Genomic DNA, 19974 nt, shown 5'->3' on the forward strand with positions numbered 1-19974 from the left:
GGATCTCCTGCAACACGCCTGAGATCCCGGCTTTCGCCGGGATGAGCGGTCTGTTTCAACCTGTCCGCTCTGGCGGCGACGGCCGCCGGTTCGTCACGGGATGCAGGCCTCCGCGATAGACAGGCTGTTCTCATAGAGGCGGTGCCGGGTGATCCGGCCGGCCTCGACGGTGAGATGCAGCGCGAACGGGCCCTCGAAGGATTTTCCCGTCGCGCGCACGGTTCCGGACAAATGCCCCATCAGGACGGCCTCGGTGCCGTCGACGAGGATCGTGTCGACAGAGGCGCGGGCGCGCTCCGGCACGGTGTGCTCCATCAGCTCGGCGGCCTGGGCCGCTCAGTCCGCGGCGGTGGAGCGCGGCCGGATCCACGGGACGGCGGGGTTCTCGGCGAGCTGCCAGTCGACCTCCTCGGCGAAGAGCGCGGCGAGCCGCCCGGTGTCGCCGGCCAGCCTGGCGGCAAGAAACGCCTCGACGACGGCCCGGGTCGCCTCGGCGGAGGCTGCGGAACAATCGATGGCGGTGGTCTGGACGGGCACGATGCTCTCCTCGCTGCTTGGGCCGGGTCCCCGGCCGTGGCGTTCCTGTGCCCGACATTGCCAGGGGCGGGGAGCGCGATCGATTACCTCCTGGGTAATGAGCGCGAAGACATGCCGGGCCTTCCGCACCTGCCGCAGGCGCGAGCCCGGCAGCGACGAACGGTGGATATCCCGGTCTCAATATCGCGCGGCGCCCGGGTTCCCTCCCGCGCATCCATGCGGCCTGTCCGTCTGACGCGATGCCCGATGGATTGCCGGGTCAAGCGCGGCAATGACGTGAGAGAGCGCCGGTTTTTATGCCCCCGCCTTCAGCCGCCGGGCCGCGTCGAGGGCGAAATAGGTGAGGATGCCGTCGGCGCCGGCGCGCTTGAAGGCGGTGAGGCTTTCAAGGATCACGCGGTCGGGGTCGAGCCAGCCATTGTCGCAAGCCCCCCTGACCATCGCGTATTCGCCGGAGACCTGATAGGCGAAGGTGGGCATGCCGAAGGTCTGCTTCAGCCGGTAGAGGATGTCGAGATAGGGCAGGCCGGGCTTGACCATGATCATGTCGGCGCCCTCCGCGATGTCGAACTCGGCCTCGCGGATCGCCTCATCCGTGTTGGCGGGGTCCATCTGGTAGGTCCGCTTGTCGCCCTTGAGCGCGCCCGACGAACCCACCGCGTCGCGGAACGGCCCGTAGAAGCCGGAGGCGTATTTCGCGCTGTAGGCCATGATCTGCACATGGGTGAGGCCGGCGGCCTCGAGCGCGGCGCGGATCGCGCCGATGCGCCCGTCCATCATGTCGGACGGCGCGATGATGTCGCAGCCCGCCTCCGCCTGGACCATCGCCTGGCGGACCAGAACCTCCACCGTCTCGTCGTTGAGGATCTCGTAGCCGTCCATCAGCCCGTCATGGCCGTGGCTCGTATAGGGATCGAGCGCCACGTCGCACAAGACGCCGATCTCCGGCACCTCGCGCTTGATGGCGCGCACGGCCTGACAGACGAGGTTGTCGGGGTTGAGCGCCTCCGCGCCGTCGGCGCTGCGAAGGCCCGGATCGGTATAGGGGAACACGGCGATGACCGGAATACCGAGCTCTGCGGCCTCCGCCGCCGCGCGCACCGCCCGGTCGACGCTGAAGCGCTCCACGCCGGGCATGGAGGCGACGGGCTCGGCCCGGTCGGTGCCGGCGGTGACGAAGAGCGGCCAGATGAGGTCCGCCGGCGTCAGCGTGTGCTCGCGCACCAGCCGGCGCGACCAGTCGGTGCGCCGGTTGCGCCTGAGGCGGGTCGCCGGATAGCCGGGCTCCGGCATGACCTGGGGCTCGGCGGCGTGCCTTGCGCGCGCCTCGCGCAGTGATGCGGGCTTGGTGTCGCGACTGGCCATCGCTCGTCTTGTCTCCCTGGATCGGTGTGTGCGGAGCCGGGACCGGTGGCAGGGTCCTTTGAATTAATACAATTATGCGGCAAAGCCCGCCATGCGCAAGACGCCTGCCTTGTCGCAGGCTTCAGCGGCGGGGCGCTGCTATTCGCAGATCAGGTAGCGCCCGCCGCGGGCGAGGTCGAGGTGGAAATGGTCGTTGTGGTAGTCGTTCGCGCCGGGGCCGAGCACGGTGTAGAACATCTCGCAGGCCCCCGCATTGACCGATTTCAGGAACGAGGCCTCGCTGTCCATGCCGAGCGAGGCGCCGACGACGCTCCAGCCGCCCTCTATCGCCACCGTCTCCCCCGAACCGAGCCGGAAGGCCATGACGTCGAGGGCGTTGGCGAAGGCGTGCTCGCTGAACTTGCCGTCCGGCTGGTTGTTGCGCCGACGGCAGACATAGGAGGAGGCGTTGCGGATGGCGGCGACCCTCTCGCCGAACGCCGCCTTCGCGCTCGGCTGCACGCTTTCGGTGAACCAGCGATGGAGCGCGGTGACCATCGCGCAGTTCATCGTGGCCGGCGGCACGATCTCGATACCGTCCAGCCGTTCGACCTTGACCGGATAGGGCGTGCCGCACTCGCCGGGCCCCCCGATGGGGGCGAGCGGAGTGTAGGTGAGCTTGAGCCCGTCGAGGGCCTTGCGGCACGCGGCCTCGGCCTTGTCGATGGCGGCGGCGGACCAGGGTTGGGGCGCATCGGCGGGAGCGGGAGGCTCTGTGGCCTTGTCTTCTGACCCGTCCGCCTTCGCCTGGGCGGGGCCTGCGCGGGTGGCCGGGTCCGGCTTGGGCGCGGGCAGCGGCGGGGCGGCGGGGGCTTCCGGCTTGGCGCGCGGCAGGGGCGGGGCGGCGGACAGCGTGGCGGCGAATGGCGGCGTGGCGACCGGCGGTGCGGCGGCGGCGAGCGCGCACACGAGAACGGCGCCTGCGCGCAGGGCCTTGAGCGATGCTATGGTGTGTCGCAATCTCAGGGGATCAGAACCGATAGCGTGGATGGGCCCATGGCCGATTGGCCGGTGACGATCAGCCCTTTTACCACGCGAGCGCGACAGGGAGGAGAGAACGTTGTCTTTCGCCGATTCTGCAATTTGCGGCAGGCGGGGCTGAGGCGCCGCCCATGGATTTCGAGCCGAGCGAGGAGCAACGGGCCTTCCGCGATGTCGCGGCGGGCTTTGCGGCCGACCATCTCGCGCCCCATGCGGCGGAGTGGGACGAGAAGGGGATCTTCCCCGTCGACGTGCTGCGCAAGGGCGCGGAACTGGGCTTCGGGGGTATCTATGTGGCCGAGGATGTCGGCGGGTCGGCGCTCACGAGGCTCGATGCCGCGATCATCTTCGAGGAGCTCGCCAAGGGCTGCACCTCGACCGCGGCCTTCATGTCCATCCACAACATGGCCGCCTGGATGATCGACGCCTTCGGCACGCCCGAACAGCGTGCGCGCTGGCTGCCGGGCCTGTGCACGATGGAGACCATCGCGAGCTACTGCCTGACCGAACCGGGATCGGGCTCGGACGCCGCGGCGCTCGCCACCAGGGCGGAGCGCGACGGCGACCACTATGTGCTGAACGGTTCCAAGGCCTTCATCTCCGGGGGCGGCTATTCCGACCTCTATGTCACCATGGTGCGCACCGGCGGCGAGGGGCCGTCCGGCATCTCCTGCATCGCGGTGGAGAAGGACACGCCGGGCCTCACCTTCGGCGCGCAGGAGAGGAAGCTCGGCTGGCACAGCCAGCCCACCGCCGCGGTGATCTTCGAGGATTGCCGGGTGCCGGCGGAGAACCTCGTGGGCGGCGAGGGGGCGGGCTTCAGAATCGCCATGGCGGGGCTCGACGGCGGACGGCTCAATATCGGCGCCTGCTCGCTCGGCGCGGCCCAGGCCTCGCTCGACCATGCTGTCGCCTATCTGGGCGAGCGCCGCCAGTTCGGCCGGGCGCTCGCGGAGTTCCAGGCGCTCCAGTTCCGCATCGCCGACATGGCGACCGAGCTGGAGGCCGCCCGGCTCCTGCTCCACAAGGCGGCCGCCAAGGTGACGGAGAAGGCGGCGGACGCCACGCTCTATGCCGCCATGGCCAAGCGCAAGGCGACCGATACCGGCTTCGCCGTGGTGAACGAGGCGCTCCAGCTCCATGGCGGCTATGGCTATCTGCGCGACTATCCCATAGAGCGCTTCCTGCGCGACGTGCGCGTCCACCAGATCCTGGAGGGCACCAACGAGATCATGCGGGTCATCATCTCCCGCCAGATCCTCAAACCGTGAGACTGGAGGGGGAAGGCCCATGAGCGAGGCGGAAGTCCTGTTCGAGACGCGCGGGCGGGCCGGCATCGTCACGCTGAACCGGCCGAAGGCGCTCAACGCGTTGACGCTCGACATGATCCGCGAGATCCATCCCGTGCTGGAGCGATGGGCCGGGGACGACCGGATCGGCCATGTGATCGTCCGTGCCGCCGGCGAAAAGGCCTTCTGCGCGGGCGGCGATATCCGCAAGCTCTACGATTGGGGGCGCGAGGGGCACGCGATCTTCCTGCGCTTCTACTGGGAGGAATATCGCCTCAACGCCGCCATCAAGCGGTTCCCGAAGCCCTATGTCGCGCTGCTCGACGGCATCACCATGGGCGGCGGCGTCGGCCTGTCGGTCCATGGCAGCCACCGCGTGGCGAGCGAGCGGCTGACCTTCGCCATGCCGGAGACGGGCATCGGGCTCTTCCCCGATGTCGGCGGCACCTACTTCCTGCCGCGCTGCCCGGGCGAGACGGGACTCTATCTGGGCCTCACCGGCGCCCGGCTGAAGGTCGCCGATGCGCTCCATGCCGGGATCGCGACCCATCACGTCCCCTCCGACAGGCTGGACGCGCTGACGGATGCGCTGTGCGCCACCGGGGATGTCGACGCGACGGTCGGGGATTTCTGCGCCGAGGCGGGCGATGCGCCGCTCGTCGGTCTGCGCGAGAAGATCGACCGGCATTTCGGCCGCGACAGCGTCGAAGCGATCCTGGAGAGCCTCGACGCGGATGGGGGAGACTGGGCGGAGAATACGGCCGAGACTGTTCGGGGTAAATCTCCGACCAGTCTCGCCATCGCCTACCGCCAGCTCCGCGAGGGGGCGGAGAAGGGATTCGAGGACTGCATGCGCCTCGAATACCGCATCGTGAACCGCATCTTCCGCGGCCACGATTTCTACGAGGGGATCCGCGCCGTCGTGATCGACAAGGACCTCGCGCCGCGCTGGGATCCGCCGGTCCTGGAGGCGGTCGACCCGAACGATATCGCCCGCTATTTCGCCCCGCTCGACGAGGAGCTCTCCTTCGACTGAGCCCCTCGTTCCACTGAAGGGGAAGGGGGCGTCAGTCCGCTTTCGGGCCATATTGCAGGACGCGCGCCTTCTCCAGCGTGACGAGCGCGCTCGCCCCGCCGGTCATGAGCCCCTCGAGCACCGGCAGGAAGGCGTCGATCTTGTCCTCGCTGTCCACGATCTCCACGATCAGCGGCAGATCCTCCGACAGCCTCAGGATCTTGGAGGTGTGCAGCCGGCTCGAATGGCCGAAACCCATGGCGCCGCGCAGCACCGTGGCGCCGGCGAGCTGCATCTCGCGCGCCTTGAGCACGATGGCCTCGTGGAGCGGGCCGCCATCGACCCGGTCCTCCTCGCCGATGAAGATGCGCAGAAGCACGGCCTCTTCGGGGATATCCATGGGTCCTATCCTCCCAACCGGTTGAGCCGCAGCGCGGCCAGATGGCCGAGCCAGACCGCGGCGAGCCACAGAATAACCGACAGGCCCGCATTGAGGCCCGCCATCGCCATGTCGCCGGCCTGGAGAAGACGCAGCGTCTCCAGGCTGAAGACGGAGAAGGTGGTGAAGCCGCCGCACAGGCCGGTCATGACGAACTGGCGCTGGCGGGCGCTGGCGAAGACGCGCCCGTCGGGACCCGTGAGCGTGGCGTAGAAGCCGATGGCCAGCGAGCCGATGACGTTCACGGCCAGCGTGCCCCAGGGAAAGCCGTCCCCGAAAAGCGCGATGGCGCCGAGCGAGGCGAGCGCGCGCAGAACGCCGCCGATCAGGCTGCCGAACGCCACGACGCCATAGAGGGCGGCGCCGTCGCGGAGCGCGCGCCACCGTAGCGTGGTCTTCGGTGCCGTCCCGCGGGCTCTCATGACAGGCCCGCCCTCGTGGCAAGAAAGCCGAGGGACGCCGCTGCAAGGCAAAGGGCCAGGGTGAGCGCGATATTGCCGCCGGCGCGCAGCGTCTCGCCCTCGCGCATCAGGGCGAGCGTCTGGAGGCTGAAGGAGGAGACGGTGGTGAAGCTGCCGAGAAACCCGGTGACGGCGAGGAGCCAGACCGCCGGGCGGTGGGCGACGATCCCGCCGTCTGCCGCCGCGGCGAGTGCACCGATGGCCAGCGAGCCGGTAACGTTCACGACCATCGTTCCCCAGGGGAAGGTCTCCCCGACGCTGCGGGCCACGAGCCCCGACACCAGAAAGCGCATGGCGCCACCGGCGGCGCTTCCCGCGGCGACCCAGAGGAGGCCGGTCATCAGCTCTTGCATGCGGGATATCCTGATTGGGTTGCCGCGAGTGTGCGCATGGCAGGCGGTATAATCAAGTCTGCCACCGGCTGGCGGCTGGCGGCTGCGCCCCATCTTGCCAAGACCCCAAGGCGCTGCGAGACTCATCGGGCACAGACAGCCGGCAATCGAACGAGATAGAACGTCAGGGAGGACGGTTCGCGATGGCGACCATCGGCTTTATCGGCTTGGGAAATATGGGCGGTCCCATGGCGGCCAATCTCGTCAAGGCCGGCCACGATGTCCGCGGCTACGACATGGCCGAGGCGGCGATGGAGAAATTCCAGGCTTCGGGCGGCACGCCGGCGAAGACGCTTGCCGATGCGGTCGGGCCCGCCGAGACCGTGATCACCATGCTGCCGGCGGGCCAGCATGTGCGCTCGGCCTATCTCGAGGATGGCGGCATTCTGTCGCTGGCCGACGGCGCGAAGCTCTTCATCGATTCCTCCACCATCGACGTGGCGAGCGCGCGCGCCGTGGCGGAGGCCGCGGCGAAGGCCGGCCACGACATGATCGACGCGCCGGTCTCCGGCGGCGTCGGCGGGGCGGAGGCGGGAACGCTCACCTTCATGGTCGGCGGCCCCGAGGCGGCGTTCGAGCGCGCGCGGCCCCTGCTGGAGGCGATGGGCAAGACCATCGTCCACGCCGGCGGCGCCGGCAACGGCCAGGCCGCGAAGATCTGCAACAATATGATCCTCGGCATCTCGATGATCGCCGTGTCGGAAGCCTTCGTGCTGGCGGAGAAGCTCGGCCTCGACCATCAGAAGCTGTTCGACGTCTCGTCGACAGCGTCCGGCCAGTGCTGGTCGCTCACCACCTATTGCCCGGTCCCGGGCCCGGTGCCGGCATCGCCGGCCAACCGGGACTATGCGCCGGGCTTCACCGCGGCCATGATGCTGAAGGACCTCAAGCTGGCCCAGGAGGCCGCCCACGCGTCGGGTGCGGCCACCCCCTCGGCGCGGAGGCCGCGGCGCTCTACCAGCTCTTCGATTCGGAGGGTGAAGGTGCCCGGGACTTTTCCGGCATCATAAACTTCATCCGTGGGCAGACATCGCGGCAGGAGGGCTCCGGCCACTGAAAAGCCCGGTCCATGCCGCATTGCACAAAATTATGTTAACTTTTTGCTTTAATGTGGTTTTAACATGATTTGACGGCTGCCGTGTCGTTGCATAATCGTATAAGAGACGATATGGAGTTTTGTTAACGGGGGCAGGTAGCATTATGAAGCTGGCCAAGGATGGCGACATTCGGGAGGCAAGCGAGCAGCCGGGAACGATCAAGGACCACTATGTCCAGGGACTGCACCTGGTCGAGCGGCTCCACCGGCGCCTTCTGGATGTCATCAAGAATGAGTTCGAGCGGTCGGGAGACCAGGAGGTCAATGCCGTTCAGGCGTTGCTCCTGTTCAACATAGGCGATCAGGAACTCACGCCGGGTGAGCTGCGCACGCGTGGGCACTATCTCGGATCCAACGTTTCCTACAATCTGAGAAAGCTGGTCGACGCCGGCTATATCAGCCACGAGCGGTCCAGCTCCGACCGCCGCTCTGTGCGAATCAGCCTCACGGAGGAAGGCCACAGGGTCCGCTCCATGGTGGAGCGGCTCTATGAGCGCCACGTGGAGTCCCTGGAGGAGGTCGGCGGCATCTCGCTCGCCGATCTCAAGCAGGTCAACGAGGTGCTCGCGCGGCTCGAGCGGTTCTGGCTGGACCAGATCAGATACCGGCTGTGAGCGTGCCTGCCGGCCATCGCCTTCGATGGCGGCGGCCGGAGCATTGATCTGCTTCAAGGTTTCCCGACTGACATTGTGTCTTCATGCGCCATGAGATCGCCCCGGGGCCAGCCCGGCAACCGTCCAGCGCAAGGGAGCACAAGCAATGGCCGAGACAATGAGAGCCGCCGTCGTCCACGAGTTCGGCAAGCCGCTCGTGATCGAGGATGTCGCGATCCCGAGACCCGGACCGGGTGAGGTCCTGGTGAAGGTGGTGGCGTGCGGCGTGTGCCATACGGACCTGCATGCCGCCGACGGGGACTGGCCGGTCAGGCCGTCGCCGCCCTTCATTCCGGGCCACGAGGTGGCCGGCATCGTCGCCGAACTCGGCCCGGGCGTAACCGAGTTGAAGGAGGGCGACCGGGTGGGGGTGGCCTGGCTCCACGATGCCTGCATGCGCTGCGAATATTGCGAGACGGGCTGGGAGACGCTGTGCGAGAGCCAGCACAATACGGGCTATAGCTGCGACGGCGGCTTTGCCGACTACGTGATCGCCGCCGCGCCGTTCGCCGCCCGCCTTCCCGAAAGCGTCGGCTTCGCCGAGATCGCGCCGATCCTCTGCGCCGGCGTGACCACATACAAGGGATTGAAGGAAACCGAGGCCCGGCCGGGCGAATGGGTCGCGATCTCCGGCGTCGGCGGCCTCGGCCACGTCGCGATCCAATACGCCAAGGCGATGGGCCTCCATGTGGCCGCGCTCGACATCGCGCCGGAAAAACTCGCGCTCGCCAAGGCCGCCGGGGCGGACCTCGCCATCGATGCGCGCTCGGACGATGCAGCCCGGGAGATCGTCAAGGCAACGGGCGGCGGTGCCCACGGGGTGCTCGTGACCGCGGTTTCTCCTCCGGCCTTCTCGCAGGCGCTGGGCGCGGTGCGCCGGAAGGGAACAGTCGCACTGGTCGGGCTGCCGCCCGGCGACTTCCCGACCCCGATCTTCGATGTCGTCCTGAAGCGCATCACCGTGCGCGGCTCCATCGTGGGGACCCGCCGCGACCTCGACGAGGCCATCGCCTTCGCCGCGGGAGGGCGCGTGAAGGCCGACATCCACAAGGCGCCGCTCGATGAGATCAACACCATCTTCTCCAGGCTGAAAGCCGGCGAGATCGAAGGACGGATGGTGCTCGACATGGCCTGAAGACTGTCCGGACGGCACATTGACCGTAGAAGTAAACGGACGGGCGGCGGTGACGTTTGCGCAACGCTGCCCGTTTTCCTGCCGCGATGCTGTCTTGACGGGGCAAAGGATTTTTGACCGGCGCGCCGTTGCCTGATATTCAGCTCGCCAAGATTATACTGTCCTGTAAAATCGGACATATGGGCCGGTTGCCGCCGATTGTGTATGCTGGCGGCCGGCGGATATCGGGACCTTGCACAGTCAGGCGGTCTGGATGAGACGCAATCTATTCGGCACGAGCACGATGCGGCGGGCGGCACTGCCGGCCATTATTGCAGTGGCCTGCGCAGTCGGCGGCACGGTCGCCAATGCACAGGGCACGAACTTTTCGTCCTGGCGCGGCGGGGGCGAGGGCCCCCAGCGGGCGACGACCTCGACATTCCTCGCCGAGACCCGCCAGGTGGAGCCGATGCTGTCCGGCGACAGCGAGCGGATGCTGATGGATGCCATCGCGCGCTACGAGATCATGGCGCGCCGCGGAGGCTGGCAGCCCCTGCCGGGCGGCCGGGAACTGCGCGTCGGCGGTTCGGGCCAGCTCGTCATGATGCTGCGCCGCCGGCTGGTCGCGGAGGCCTATCTGACGCCCCAGCAGGTCGCCGAGCCGCAGCGCTTCGACCGGGCGATGGAGCACGCGGTCAAGCGCTTCCAGCACAATCACGGCCTGGCGCCGACGGGCGTCGTCGACGAGGCGACGCGCCGGGCGCTCAACGTTCCGGTGGAACAGCGCCTCGCCACCCTGCGGGCCAATGTGGAGCGCGTGCGCGAGCAGACCAAGAAGCTCGGCGGCAAGTATGTGGTGGTGAACATTCCCGCCGCGCAGCTCGAGACGGTTCAGAACGGCCGGGTCTATGCGCGCCAGAACGTTGTCGTCGGCAAGACCGACCGGCCGAGCCCGGTGCTGTCGAGCCGGATCACCGAACTCATTTTCAATCCCTACTGGACGGCGCCGCTGTCCATCGTGAAAAAGGACATCCTGCCCAAGGTCCGCCAGAATCCGGGGTTCCTCAAGGAAATGGACATCCGGATCTTCGATGGCTATGGCGGGCCCGAGGTCGACCCGGGGACCGTCGACTGGGCGACGGTCGCACCCGACCGGTACGTGTTCCGGCAGGAGCCGGGGCTCAACAACGCCATGGCGACGGTGAAGCTGCGCTTCCCCAACCCCTATGCGGTCTATCTGCACGACACGCCGACCAAGTCGCTGTTCTCCCAGGCCGCGCGCTATTTCAGCTCCGGCTGCGTGCGCGTCGATCAGGTCCATCTCCTCACCGAATGGGTCCTGCGCGATCAGCCGGGTTGGAGCCCGGCACGGATCCAGGGCATCGTCGGGTCCGGCGAGAGGGTCGAGGTCAAGCTGGAGAACCCCGTTCAGGTGCGCTTCGCCTACATGACGGGCTGGGCCACGCGCGACGGCGGCGTGCATTTCCGGCCCGACATCTACCGGCTGGACGGCACGGGCTTCGTCAGCGGTCAGCCGGAGCCGATCGGTGGCGTCGGCGTCGCGCAGGCCGGGCCGGGGCAGGGGGCGGCGCCCCGTGCCTATGGCGACAGCGCCGTGCGCGTCTCCTCTTCCTCCGAACAGCCGCGCAAGCGCGACGAGGAGGCCTGGGTGCGGCCGAACTTCTCGTCCCGCGCAATGCAGTAAACCGCGCGACGGCTTGCGGAGGGCCATGACCGGCGGGCGCGCCCGGAATGCGGCAATCCGCCGGTTCATGGCCGACCGGTCTGCGCTGTATCTTCGCACGCAACCGACCGGTCGCAGACGACAAGAAGACATGGCGAAGGTGCTGTCATGGTGGATTATCCGGCGATCTTTGCCGCGGCGATAGACGATCTCAAGCAGGAGGGGCGCTACCGGCATTTCGCCGATATCAGGCGCATTCGCGGCCGCTTCCCCCGTGCGGTGCTGCATGAGGGCGGCCGCCGGCGCGAGATCACCGTGTGGTGCTCCAACGACTATCTCGGCATGGGCCAGCATCCCGCGCTCGTGGCGGCCATGCACGAGGCCATCGACGAGGCCGGCACGGGCTCGGGCGGCACGCGCAACATCTCCGGCACGACCCATTACCATGTGGAGCTGGAGGCCGAGCTCGCCGACCTTCACGGCAAGGATGCCGCGCTTCTGTTCAATTCCGGCTATCTGTGCAACCAGGCGACGCTGTCCACCCTCGGCCATCTGTTGCCCGGCTGCGTGATCCTGTCGGACGAGCTCAACCACGCCTCCATGATCGAGGGGATCCGCCATGGCCGCTGTGCCAAGCAGGTCTGGCGGCACAACGACCTTGTAGACCTGGAGACCCGGCTCAAGGCGTTGCCGGCGGATCAGCCCAAGGTGATCGCCTTCGAATCGGTCTACTCCATGGATGGCGACATCGCGCCGATCGCGGAGATCTGCGCGCTGGCGAAGCGCTATGGCGCGCTCACCTATCTCGACGAGGTGCATGCGGTCGGCCTCTACGGCGCGCGCGGCGGGGGCATTGCGGAGCGCGACGGCATCGCCGGGGAGGTGGACATCATCGAGGGCACGCTCGCCAAGGCCTTCGGGCTGATGGGCGGCTATATCGCCGCGGAGCGCGCGACGGTGGACGCCATCCGCTCCTATGCGCCGGGCTTCATCTTCACCACCTCCGTCGCCCCGGCGCTGGCGGCCGGCGCGCTGGCCAGCGTGCGCCATCTCAAGGCGTCGAACGCGGAGCGCGAGCGCCATCAGGAGCGCGCGGCCACCCTGAAGCGCAGGCTCGCCGCCCGCGGACTGCCGGTGGTCCACACGCCGAGCCATATCGTGCCCGTCATGGTGGGCGACCCGGTGCGCTGCAAGCAGCTTACCGACCAGCTCCTGGACGCCTTCGACATCTATGTGCAGCCGATCAACTATCCCACCGTCCCGCGCGGAACCGAGCGGATCCGGCTGACCCCGTCGCCGCTTCACGACGATGGCGAGATGGACCGGCTTGTCGATGCGCTCGACACGCTGTGGAACAGCCTGAGCCTCGCCCGCGCGGCCTGACGGGTTGAGACAAAACGCCGCGCCTTCTCCGGTCCGCCCCTTCGCGCCCCGCCGACGACATTCTTTCGCGCCGGAGCGACCTGCGCGCGAGGCGGGCCGATTGGCTCAACCTCGGCATATGTGTTATTGGCCGTGCCTTGTCTGGCCGGGAATCGCGGTGCCCACCCTGCACCGCCCGGCCCGGAGCGGCCCCGCAGGCGTCCCACCGGACGCGGACAGGTCGCTCCGGCACCTTGTTTGAGACCGAGCGATCCGCACTCGGGCGACATCGCCCCGACTGCTGGTCGATCCAGAGCCGCACGCTAACTTGAAGAGGGGATGTCAATGTCCGTGTCTGACAGCCGAGACGTTCACCTGCCGTCCGAGGGCTTTTTCTCCGCGCCGCTCGCCGAGGCCGATCCCGATATCGCGGATGCGATCCAGAAGGAGCTCGGCCGGCAGAGGCACGAGATCGAGCTGATCGCGTCGGAGAATATCGTGTCGCGTGCCGTGCTGGAGGCTCAGGGCTCGGTCCTTACCAACAAATATGCCGAGGGCTATCCGGGCCGGCGCTATTACGGTGGCTGCCAGTTCGTCGACATCGCGGAGAGCCTGGCGATCGAGCGCGCCAAGGAGCTGTTCGGCTGCGAGTTCGCCAATGTCCAGCCCCATGCCGGCGCGCAGGCCAATGCGGGCGCCTTCATGGCGCTCGCCAAGCCCGGCGACACCATTCTGGGCTTGAGCCTCGCCTCCGGCGGCCACCTCACCCACGGGGCGGCGCCCAACATGTCGGGCAAGTGGTTCAAGGCGGTCCAGTACGGCGTGCGCAAGGACGACGCGCTGATCGATTTCGAGGAGGTGGAGCGCCTCGCAGAGGAGCACAGGCCGCAGATCATCATCGCCGGCGGCTCCGCCTATCCCCGCACCATCGATTTCGCGCGCTTCCGCGAGATCGCCGACAAGGTGGGCGCCTATTTCATGGTCGACATGGCGCATTTCGCGGGCCTCGTCGCGGCGGGTGTCCATCCAAGCCCGTTCCCGCACGCCCATATCGCGACCACCACGACCCACAAGACGCTGCGCGGGCCCCGCGGCGGCATGATCCTCACCAATGACGCCGACATCGCCAAGAAGGTCAACTCCGCCATGTTCCCGGGCCTCCAGGGCGGCCCGCTCATGCATGTGATCGCGGCCAAGGCGGTAGCCTTCGGCGAGGCGCTCAAGCCGGAATTCAAGGCCTATGCGCAGGCCGTGGTCGACAATGCCAAGGCGCTGGCCGGCACGCTGAAGGAGGGCGGTCTCGACATCGTCTCCGGCGGCACCGACACCCATGTCATGCTGGTGGATCTCAGACCCAAGGGGCTGAAGGGCAACGCGGCGGAGGCGGCTCTCGGGCGCGCCAACATCACCTGCAACAAGAACGGCGTGCCGTTCGACCCGGAAAAGCCGACGGTCACCTCCGGCATCCGCCTCGGCACGCCCGCCTGCACGACGCGCGGCTTCGGGCTGGCGGAGTTCCGCGAGGTCGGCCAGATGATCATCGAAGTGCTGGACGGGCTTGCCGCCAATGGCGAAGATGGCAACGGTGCGGTCGAGGAGGCGGTCAAGGCGCGGGTCACCGGGCTGACCGACCGGTTCCCGATCTATCCGTGATATCCCTTGACGGGAGCTGCCGGAGCTGGGGGAGGCTTGAGACCCGATGCGCTGTCCTTATTGCGGTAACAACGACACGCAGGTGAAGGACTCCCGTCCGACGGAGGACAATGCGGCGATCCGCCGTCGCCGCTACTGCGCCGATTGCGGGGGCCGGTTCACGACCTTCGAGCGCGTCCAGCTTCGCGAGCTGACCGTGCTCAAGCGCTCCGGCCGCCGCGTGCCGTTCGACCGCGACAAGCTCATGCGCTCCGTGCAGATCTCGCTGCGCAAGCGCCCGGTGGAGCCGGAGCGCATCGAGCGGATGGTCTCCGGCATCGTGCGCCAGCTCGAGAGCATGGGCGAGAACGAGGTCAAGTCGGAGACCATCGGCAAGCTCGTCATGGAGGCGCTCAAGGGCCTCGACGACGTCGCCTATGTCCGCTTCGCCTCCGTCTACAAGAACTTCCGCGAGGCCAAGGACTTCGAGGAGTTGCTCGGCGAGCTGTCGGGCGACGGCGACCCGCCCATCCTCAAATCCGCAGAGTAGGGGCATGGGACCGCCCGCCGACGATGCCGGCCCCGGCGGTGCCGACCGGCGCCATATGGGCCATGCCCTGCGCCTCGGCGAGCGCAATCTGGGCGCGACAGGCGACAATCCGGCCGTGGGCTGCGTGATCGTCGCTGAACGTCGCGGCGCATCCCTCGTCGTCGGGCGCGGCTGGACGGCGGAAGGCGGCCGTCCGCATGCCGAGCGCATCGCGCTGGAACGGGCCGGCGACGCGGCACGCGGCGCCACGGCCTATGTGACGCTGGAACCCTGCGCCCATCACGGCAAGACACCGCCCTGCGCCGACGCGCTGGTGGAGGCGGGTGTCGCGCGTGTCGTCTCCGCCATGGAGGACCCCGATCCGCGCGTCGCCGGGCGCGGCCATGCGATATTGCGCGCAGCCGGCATCGCCGTCGAAGTCGGCCTGCTGGGCGATGCGGCGCGGAGGAGCCATGCCGGCTTTGTAAGCCGGATCACCAGGGCGCGGCCCCATGTGCTCGTGAAGCTCGCCGTGTCGGCCGACGGCAAGATTGCCGCCCGCGAGGGCGAGGCCACGGCGATCACCGGGGAGGCCGCGCGGGCGCGCACCCATCTCATGCGGGCCCGGTCCGACGCCATCATGGTCGGCCGGCGGACCGCGGAGATCGACGATCCCCTGCTGACCTGCCGCCTGCCGGGGCTCGAGCACCGCTCCCCGGTAAGGGTGGTCATGGCCGCCAATGCCGGGCTCGATCCGGCAAGCCGGCTCGTGCGCTCCGCGCGCGACGTGGCCTTGTGGGTCGCGGTTGCAGACGATGCGCCGGGGGCCGCATGCTCCGCGCTCTCCGGGGCGGGCGCCGAAATCGTTCCTTGCCCGCGCGACGAAAAGGGTGCTCTATCCCTGCCGGCCGTGCTCACCGCGCTCGCAGATCGCGGCATCGGGCGGCTGATGGTCGAGGGCGGTGCGGCCCTTGCCGGCGCCGTCGTGGCGCAGGGGTTTGCCGACGAGGTCGCGCTGTTCACCGCGCCGGCCTCCCTCGGGCCGGATGGCGTCGATGCGCTCGGCGGTGTGGCGCTCGAGACTGTCACGGCGTCGCAGGATTTCGCGCTTCTCGAGGAGGAGCGCTATGGCGAGGACCGCCTCGCCCTTTACGGACGGCAGTGACAGAGGTGTTGAGGTTTTCATGTTCACCGGCATCGTGACCGACATCGGCACAATCCTGGAAAACCGCGAGGGCAATGGCGGGCGCTGGCTGAAGATCGGCTGCCGCTTCGATCCGGAGACCATCGAGGTCGGTGCGTCCATCGCCTGTTCCGGCGTCTGCCTGACCGTGACCGACAAGGGCGAGGACGATGGCGGGCGCTGGTTCTGCGTCGATGCCTCGCGCGAGACTGTGGACCACACCACGCTGAAGGACTGGCCCGTTGGCGGGCGCATCAATCTGGAACGCGCCCTGCGGCTCGGCGACGAGCTTGGCGGGCATATCGTCACGGGCCATATAGATGGGGTGGCGGAACTCGTCGGCCGGGAAGCGGATGGCGCGTCGGTCCGCCTGACCTTCCGCGTGCCGGGGGAGCTTGCCCGGTTCATCGCGCCCAAGGGCTCCGTGGCGCTCGACGGCACCTCGCTCACCGTCAACGAGGTCGAGGGCGACACCTTTGGCGTGAACGTCATTCCCCACACGCTGGAGGTCACCACATGGGGGAAGGCGGAGCCCGGCGACATGGTGAATATTGAAATCGACATGATGGCGCGCTATGTCGCCCGACTGAACGACGCGCGCACCGCGTGATCCCTCCCCGAACCGGTTGAGTACGATGTCCAGACCCCGCATCCTGATCGTGGAGGCCCGCTTTTACGAGGGCCTCGCAGATGAACTCGCCGCCGGCGCGATTGCCGCGCTCGAGCGTGCCGACGCAGACCATGAGCGCCTCGCCGTGCCCGGCGCGCTGGAGATTCCGCAGGCCATCGCCCTTGCCGGCGAGACGGGCGGTTTCGACGGCTATGTCGCGCTCGGCTGCGTGATCCGCGGGGAGACCTCCCATTATGATATCGTGGCGGGCGAGTCCGCACGCGGACTGATGGACCTGGCGCTCACGCGCGGCCTTGCGATCGGCAATGGCATCCTGACCGTCGAGAATGGCGACCAGGCCTGGGCCCGGGCCCGCGTCGCGGAGGGCAACAAGGGAGGCTCGGCGGCGGAGGCCGCGCTCGCCCTGATCGGTCTCAGGGCGCGGCTTGGAGAGCTGAAGCGATGATGACGGAGCCCACGGAGCCCAGGGAAGCCGAGCGAGCCCTTCTCGGCGCGCGCACCGCGGCCCGTCTCGGCGCGGTCCAGGCGCTCTACCAGATGGACCTCGTCCAGTCCGACATGGCCGACATCCTCGCGGAGTTCGGCTCCACGCGGCTTGGCGAGGATTTCGAGGACGGCCAGTGCGGCCGCGCCGATTTCCCGTTTCTCAGCGATATCGTCACCGGCGTCGTGCGCGAGCAGCGGCGCATCGATCCCGCGCTCAACGCCTGCCTTGCGGAGGGCTGGACGCTGGCCCGGCTCGATTCCATCCTGCGGGCGATCCTGCGCGCCGCCGCCTATGAGCTCGTGGCGCGCCGCGACGTGCCGGCCCGGGTGATCATCAACGAATACATGGAAATCGCGCATGCCTTCTTCGACGAGGACGAGCCGGGCTTCGTGAACGGCGTGCTCGACAGGCTGGCCCGCAACCACCGCGCCGAAGAGTTCGGCTGACGGGGCGGACGATCGCCCATGCTGTCCAGGGAACAGGAGCTGATCCAGACGCTGTTCGCGCCGCTTGCCGCGAAGGCCGAGGGCGCTGCCGGGCTGAGGGACGACGCGGCGGTCTATCGCCCGGCCGCGGGTTGCGAGGTGGTCATGACCACCGACACGCTGGTGGAGAGCGTCCATTTCCTGCCCGGCGATCCCGCGGGGCTCGTCGCCCGCAAGGCGCTCAGGGTCAACCTGTCCGATCTCGCCGCCAAGGGTGCGACCCCGCGCGGCTATCTCCTGTCCGTCTCGCTGACCGGGGAACAGGACGAGACATGGCTGAAGGCCTTCGCCGACGGGCTCGCCGCCGACCAGGAGACCTATGGCTGCGTACTGCTCGGCGGCGATACCGTGGCGACGCCCGGGCCGTTCACCGTGACAGTCGCCGCGTTCGGCGATGTGCCGGAGGGCAGGGCGGTCCGGCGAGGCGGCGCGCGCCATGGCGATCTCGTCTATGTCTCCGGCACGCTCGGCGATGCGGGCCTCGGGCTTGCAGCCCTCAGGGGCGAGGATCTCGGGCCGCTCGGCGAGGCCGGGCGCACGAGCCTGATCGGCCGCTACCGGTTACCCGTGCCTTGCGTGGAACTCGCCCCGTCCGTGCTCGCCCATGCGAGCGCGGCGATCGACATTTCAGACGGGCTTGTGGGCGATCTCGGCCTGCTGTGCTGGGCGAGCGGCTGTGGTGCGCGCATCGCGGTGGCCGACGTGCCGCTGTCGGAGAGTGCGCGGCGGATCGTCTCCCATGATTCGAAATGGCAGGAAACCTGTCTAACGAACGGGGACGACTATGAAATCCTCTGTAGCGTTCCGCCCGATCGCGTGGCGGCTTTCGAAGCCGATGCGCGCGAGGCCGGTGTGCCGGTCGTGCGAATCGGCGAGATGACGCGGGAGGAAGACGGGGCCCGCTTCCTCGACGAGCGCGGCAACCCGCTGGACTTCGCCTCCGCCTCCTACAGCCATATGCGCTGATAATCGTTGCCCTTCGCGCCTGTCGCGGATAGAGCTTGACGCGACTTCATCCGCCAAGGACCCGCCGGCCGCGCTCCAAGCGGTCCCATCGGCCGGGCAGCCGCAAGACCGCAAGCGTTCCGCACCATGTCGCACACCGCCGCGAACCCGCACCATTTTGTCGACGACGGTCTCGCCCGCCGCAATGCCGTGTTGTTGGCGGCGGGCCAGGCACTCTATTCCTCCAGCACCGTCATCCTGATCACCTCCGCCGGGCTCGTGGGCCAGATCCTCGCCGACGACAAGGGGCTGGCGACGCTGCCCGTCTCCACTTTCGTGATCGGCACGGCGCTGACCACCGTGCCCGCCTCGCTCTTCATGCGCCGCGTCGGCCGGCGCCCCGGCTTCATCGTTGGCGCGCTTCTGGGGCTCGTCAGCGCGCTTCTCGCCATCTATGCGGTCATGGCCGGCGATTTCTGGCTCTTCTCGCTGGCGACCGCCTGCAACGGCGTCTATCAGGCCTTCGCGCAGTACTACCGATTCGCCGCCGCCGACACGGCGAGCGAGGCCTTCAAGGCCAAGGCGATCTCGTGGGTTCTGATCGGCGGCATCGTGTCGGCGATCCTGGGCCCCCTCATCGTGATGGGCACGAAGGATGCGTTCCCGCCCTTCCTGTTCGTGGGCTCCTATGCTGCCAGCGGGGTGCTGGCCATCGTCGCGATGAGCGTGCTGGCCTTCGTGAAGATCCCCCACCGCCGGCCGGAGCCGGGCGGCGATGGGGGGCGGGCTCTTTCGGTTCTTCTGCGCCAGCCCCGTCTCGTCGTGGCGGTCATCTGCGGCATGATGAGCTACGGCATGATGAACCTCGTCATGACGGCGACGCCGCTGGCCATGGTGGGCTGCGGGCACACGGTCAACGACGCGGCTTGGGTGATCCAGTGGCATGTGCTCGCCATGTATGTGCCGAGCTTCTTCACCGGCCAGCTCATCAACCGGTTCGGTGTGGAGAAGATCGTCGCCACGGGCATGGTGTTCCTCGCCGGTGCGGGGTTCGCCGCGCTGGCCGGCATCGGGTTCGGGAACTTCGCCGTGGCGCTCGTCTTTCTCGGCGTGGGCTGGAATTTCGGCTTTGTCGGCGCCACCACCATGGTGACCGATTGCTACAAGCCGGCGGAGAAGAACCGCGTGCAGGCCGTCAACGATTTCGCGATCTTCGCCACCGTCGCCGTCGCCTCGCTGTCGTCGGGCAAGCTGCTCGACGCCATTGGCTGGGACGCCGTCAACCTGGCGCTCTTCCCCATGATCGCGCTGGTCCTCGCCATGCTGCTGTGGTCCGGCCGCGGCCGCATCGGCCGCTCCGCGGTCTGAGCGTGAACGCACAGAGGGAGCGGGGCGATGAGCATCCGCCCCGGTGCCCGGAACACCTGTAGCTCGTCCGATATCTGCCGCATTTTCCCGCGCAGGCGGGAGCCCATGAGAGCGGTCCGGCACATGCCGTCCGGGCCGGCTCTCCACCGGCGCGCGCGGTAATTTATTGCGCTCAACAGGGCCTTTTGGCATGGTTTTCGGCGTCCGAGCGGGGCCCGGAGTGGGAGGAAACACCTAAAAAGTCAGTCTGATCAGCGTCACATCGATCCTTTGGGCCGTCGCCAAAC

General features: G+C 68.2%; 21 protein-coding genes and 1 pseudogene. 15 read left to right on the forward strand and 7 right to left on the reverse strand.

Annotated features, from left to right (window positions below; genetic code table 11):
• Positions 1 to 93: 93 nt before the first annotated feature.
• From HW532_RS20700 to HW532_RS20715, 4 genes are all read right to left on the reverse strand, one after another.
• Positions 94 to 315 carry a nuclear transport factor 2 family protein gene (locus tag HW532_RS20700; protein WP_213162265.1) on the reverse strand — a complete coding sequence of 74 codons (222 nt, stop codon included), beginning with the start codon at positions 313 to 315 and terminating at the stop codon, positions 94 to 96.
• Between the two features lie 21 nt (positions 316 to 336).
• The gene (locus HW532_RS20705) at positions 337 to 537 is read right to left on the reverse strand and encodes a nuclear transport factor 2-like protein (RefSeq protein WP_213162266.1); all 201 of its coding nucleotides are present in this window, start codon (positions 535 to 537) and stop codon (positions 337 to 339) included.
• Positions 538 to 831: 294 nt separating this feature from the next.
• Positions 832 to 1830, reverse strand: coding sequence for a porphobilinogen synthase (gene hemB, locus HW532_RS20710; RefSeq protein ID WP_425491967.1), 999 nt, complete (start codon positions 1828 to 1830; stop codon positions 832 to 834).
• A gap of 210 nt (positions 1831 to 2040) precedes the next feature.
• Positions 2041 to 2901, reverse strand: a complete 861-nt coding sequence (locus HW532_RS20715) for an extensin-like domain-containing protein (RefSeq protein WP_213162268.1) — start codon at positions 2899 to 2901, stop codon at positions 2041 to 2043.
• Between the two features lie 152 nt (positions 2902 to 3053).
• Here HW532_RS20715 and HW532_RS20720 point away from each other — a divergent pair, with 152 nt between their 5' ends.
• On the forward strand, positions 3054 to 4193 hold the full coding sequence (locus HW532_RS20720; RefSeq protein WP_213162269.1) for an isobutyryl-CoA dehydrogenase: 1140 nt from the start codon (positions 3054 to 3056) through the stop codon (positions 4191 to 4193).
• A gap of 19 nt (positions 4194 to 4212) precedes the next feature.
• Complete coding sequence (locus HW532_RS20725; protein ID WP_213162270.1) at positions 4213 to 5247, forward strand: enoyl-CoA hydratase/isomerase family protein; 1035 nt, start codon at positions 4213 to 4215, stop codon at positions 5245 to 5247.
• 31 nt (positions 5248 to 5278) lie between these two features.
• Here HW532_RS20725 and HW532_RS20730 read toward each other — a convergent pair whose 3' ends face one another.
• Genes HW532_RS20730 through crcB (HW532_RS20740) form a run of 3 tightly spaced genes read right to left on the reverse strand, consistent with a single transcriptional unit; the run spans position 5279 to position 6479 of the window.
• Complete coding sequence (locus HW532_RS20730) at positions 5279 to 5626, reverse strand: DUF190 domain-containing protein (protein WP_213162271.1); 348 nt, start codon at positions 5624 to 5626, stop codon at positions 5279 to 5281.
• 5 nt (positions 5627 to 5631) lie between these two features.
• A complete protein-coding gene (gene crcB, locus HW532_RS20735) occupies positions 5632 to 6087 on the reverse strand; it encodes a fluoride efflux transporter CrcB (protein ID WP_213162272.1) in 456 nt (151 codons plus the stop codon).
• Positions 6084 to 6479: a fluoride efflux transporter CrcB gene (gene crcB / locus HW532_RS20740; RefSeq protein ID WP_213162273.1), complete on the reverse strand. Its 396-nt coding sequence runs from the start codon at positions 6477 to 6479 to the stop codon at positions 6084 to 6086. The genes crcB (HW532_RS20735) and crcB (HW532_RS20740) overlap by 4 nt, the downstream gene beginning before the upstream one ends.
• A gap of 182 nt (positions 6480 to 6661) precedes the next feature.
• Here crcB (HW532_RS20740) and mmsB point away from each other — a divergent pair.
• From mmsB to HW532_RS20805, 13 genes and pseudogenes are all read left to right on the forward strand, one after another.
• Positions 6662 to 7575, forward strand: a pseudogene (mmsB, locus tag HW532_RS20745) (3-hydroxyisobutyrate dehydrogenase).
• A 143-nt stretch (positions 7576 to 7718) separates the two neighbouring features.
• The gene (ldtR, locus tag HW532_RS20750) at positions 7719 to 8228 is read left to right on the forward strand and encodes a transcriptional regulator LdtR (RefSeq protein WP_213162274.1); all 510 of its coding nucleotides are present in this window, start codon (positions 7719 to 7721) and stop codon (positions 8226 to 8228) included.
• Between the two features lie 145 nt (positions 8229 to 8373).
• On the forward strand, positions 8374 to 9402 hold the full coding sequence (gene adhP / locus HW532_RS20755) for an alcohol dehydrogenase AdhP (RefSeq protein WP_213162275.1): 1029 nt from the start codon (positions 8374 to 8376) through the stop codon (positions 9400 to 9402).
• A gap of 253 nt (positions 9403 to 9655) precedes the next feature.
• On the forward strand, positions 9656 to 11086 hold the full coding sequence (locus HW532_RS20760; RefSeq protein WP_213162276.1) for a L,D-transpeptidase family protein: 1431 nt from the start codon (positions 9656 to 9658) through the stop codon (positions 11084 to 11086).
• A gap of 150 nt (positions 11087 to 11236) precedes the next feature.
• On the forward strand, positions 11237 to 12448 hold the full coding sequence (gene hemA, locus HW532_RS20765; RefSeq protein ID WP_425491968.1) for a 5-aminolevulinate synthase: 1212 nt from the start codon (positions 11237 to 11239) through the stop codon (positions 12446 to 12448).
• Between the two features lie 324 nt (positions 12449 to 12772).
• Positions 12773 to 14080 (forward strand): serine hydroxymethyltransferase, encoded by a 1308-nt coding sequence (gene glyA, locus HW532_RS20770; protein ID WP_213162278.1) that lies wholly within the window; start codon positions 12773 to 12775, stop codon positions 14078 to 14080.
• A 46-nt stretch (positions 14081 to 14126) separates the two neighbouring features.
• On the forward strand, positions 14127 to 14609 hold the full coding sequence (nrdR, locus tag HW532_RS20775) for a transcriptional regulator NrdR (protein ID WP_213162279.1): 483 nt from the start codon (positions 14127 to 14129) through the stop codon (positions 14607 to 14609).
• Between the two features lie 4 nt (positions 14610 to 14613).
• Complete coding sequence (ribD, locus tag HW532_RS20780) at positions 14614 to 15753, forward strand: bifunctional diaminohydroxyphosphoribosylaminopyrimidine deaminase/5-amino-6-(5-phosphoribosylamino)uracil reductase RibD (RefSeq protein WP_213162280.1); 1140 nt, start codon at positions 14614 to 14616, stop codon at positions 15751 to 15753.
• Positions 15754 to 15772: 19 nt separating this feature from the next.
• Complete coding sequence (locus HW532_RS20785; protein WP_213162281.1) at positions 15773 to 16381, forward strand: riboflavin synthase; 609 nt, start codon at positions 15773 to 15775, stop codon at positions 16379 to 16381.
• Positions 16382 to 16406: 25 nt separating this feature from the next.
• Positions 16407 to 16847 carry a 6,7-dimethyl-8-ribityllumazine synthase gene (ribH, locus tag HW532_RS20790; protein WP_213162282.1) on the forward strand — a complete coding sequence of 147 codons (441 nt, stop codon included), beginning with the start codon at positions 16407 to 16409 and terminating at the stop codon, positions 16845 to 16847.
• On the forward strand, positions 16844 to 17335 hold the full coding sequence (nusB, locus tag HW532_RS20795) for a transcription antitermination factor NusB (protein WP_213162283.1): 492 nt from the start codon (positions 16844 to 16846) through the stop codon (positions 17333 to 17335). The genes ribH and nusB overlap by 4 nt, the downstream gene beginning before the upstream one ends.
• Before the next feature lie 18 nt (positions 17336 to 17353).
• Positions 17354 to 18340: a thiamine-phosphate kinase gene (gene thiL / locus HW532_RS20800; protein ID WP_213162284.1), complete on the forward strand. Its 987-nt coding sequence runs from the start codon at positions 17354 to 17356 to the stop codon at positions 18338 to 18340.
• A 126-nt stretch (positions 18341 to 18466) separates the two neighbouring features.
• Positions 18467 to 19687 carry an MFS transporter gene (locus tag HW532_RS20805; protein WP_213162285.1) on the forward strand — a complete coding sequence of 407 codons (1221 nt, stop codon included), beginning with the start codon at positions 18467 to 18469 and terminating at the stop codon, positions 19685 to 19687.
• Positions 19688 to 19974 lie beyond the last annotated feature (287 nt).

The organism is Kaustia mangrovi (assembly GCF_015482775.1).
GTDB lineage: Bacteria > Pseudomonadota > Alphaproteobacteria > Rhizobiales > Im1 > Kaustia > Kaustia mangrovi.

Coding starts and splice junctions, on each gene's coding strand:
- HW532_RS20730 (WP_213162271.1), bottom strand. CDS start 5,626: ATGGATATCCCCGAAGAGGCCGTGCTTCTGCGCATCTTCATCGGCGAG.
- HW532_RS20805 (WP_213162285.1), top strand. CDS start 18,467: ATGTCGCACACCGCCGCGAACCCGCACCATTTTGTCGACGACGGTCTC.
- crcB (WP_213162272.1), bottom strand. CDS start 6,087: ATGAGAGCCCGCGGGACGGCACCGAAGACCACGCTACGGTGGCGCGCG.
- ribH (WP_213162282.1), top strand. CDS start 16,407: ATGTCCAGACCCCGCATCCTGATCGTGGAGGCCCGCTTTTACGAGGGC.
- HW532_RS20760 (WP_213162276.1), top strand. CDS start 9,656: ATGAGACGCAATCTATTCGGCACGAGCACGATGCGGCGGGCGGCACTG.
- HW532_RS20785 (WP_213162281.1), top strand. CDS start 15,773: ATGTTCACCGGCATCGTGACCGACATCGGCACAATCCTGGAAAACCGC.
- ldtR (WP_213162274.1), top strand. CDS start 7,719: ATGAAGCTGGCCAAGGATGGCGACATTCGGGAGGCAAGCGAGCAGCCG.
- adhP (WP_213162275.1), top strand. CDS start 8,374: ATGGCCGAGACAATGAGAGCCGCCGTCGTCCACGAGTTCGGCAAGCCG.
- ribD (WP_213162280.1), top strand. CDS start 14,614: ATGGGACCGCCCGCCGACGATGCCGGCCCCGGCGGTGCCGACCGGCGC.
- nrdR (WP_213162279.1), top strand. CDS start 14,127: ATGCGCTGTCCTTATTGCGGTAACAACGACACGCAGGTGAAGGACTCC.
- HW532_RS20725 (WP_213162270.1), top strand. CDS start 4,213: ATGAGCGAGGCGGAAGTCCTGTTCGAGACGCGCGGGCGGGCCGGCATC.
- thiL (WP_213162284.1), top strand. CDS start 17,354: ATGCTGTCCAGGGAACAGGAGCTGATCCAGACGCTGTTCGCGCCGCTT.
- crcB (WP_213162273.1), bottom strand. CDS start 6,479: ATGCAAGAGCTGATGACCGGCCTCCTCTGGGTCGCCGCGGGAAGCGCC.
- glyA (WP_213162278.1), top strand. CDS start 12,773: ATGTCCGTGTCTGACAGCCGAGACGTTCACCTGCCGTCCGAGGGCTTT.
- HW532_RS20720 (WP_213162269.1), top strand. CDS start 3,054: ATGGATTTCGAGCCGAGCGAGGAGCAACGGGCCTTCCGCGATGTCGCG.
- nusB (WP_213162283.1), top strand. CDS start 16,844: ATGATGACGGAGCCCACGGAGCCCAGGGAAGCCGAGCGAGCCCTTCTC.
- HW532_RS20700 (WP_213162265.1), bottom strand. CDS start 315: ATGGAGCACACCGTGCCGGAGCGCGCCCGCGCCTCTGTCGACACGATC.
- hemB (WP_425491967.1), bottom strand. CDS start 1,830: ATGCCGGAGCCCGGCTATCCGGCGACCCGCCTCAGGCGCAACCGGCGC.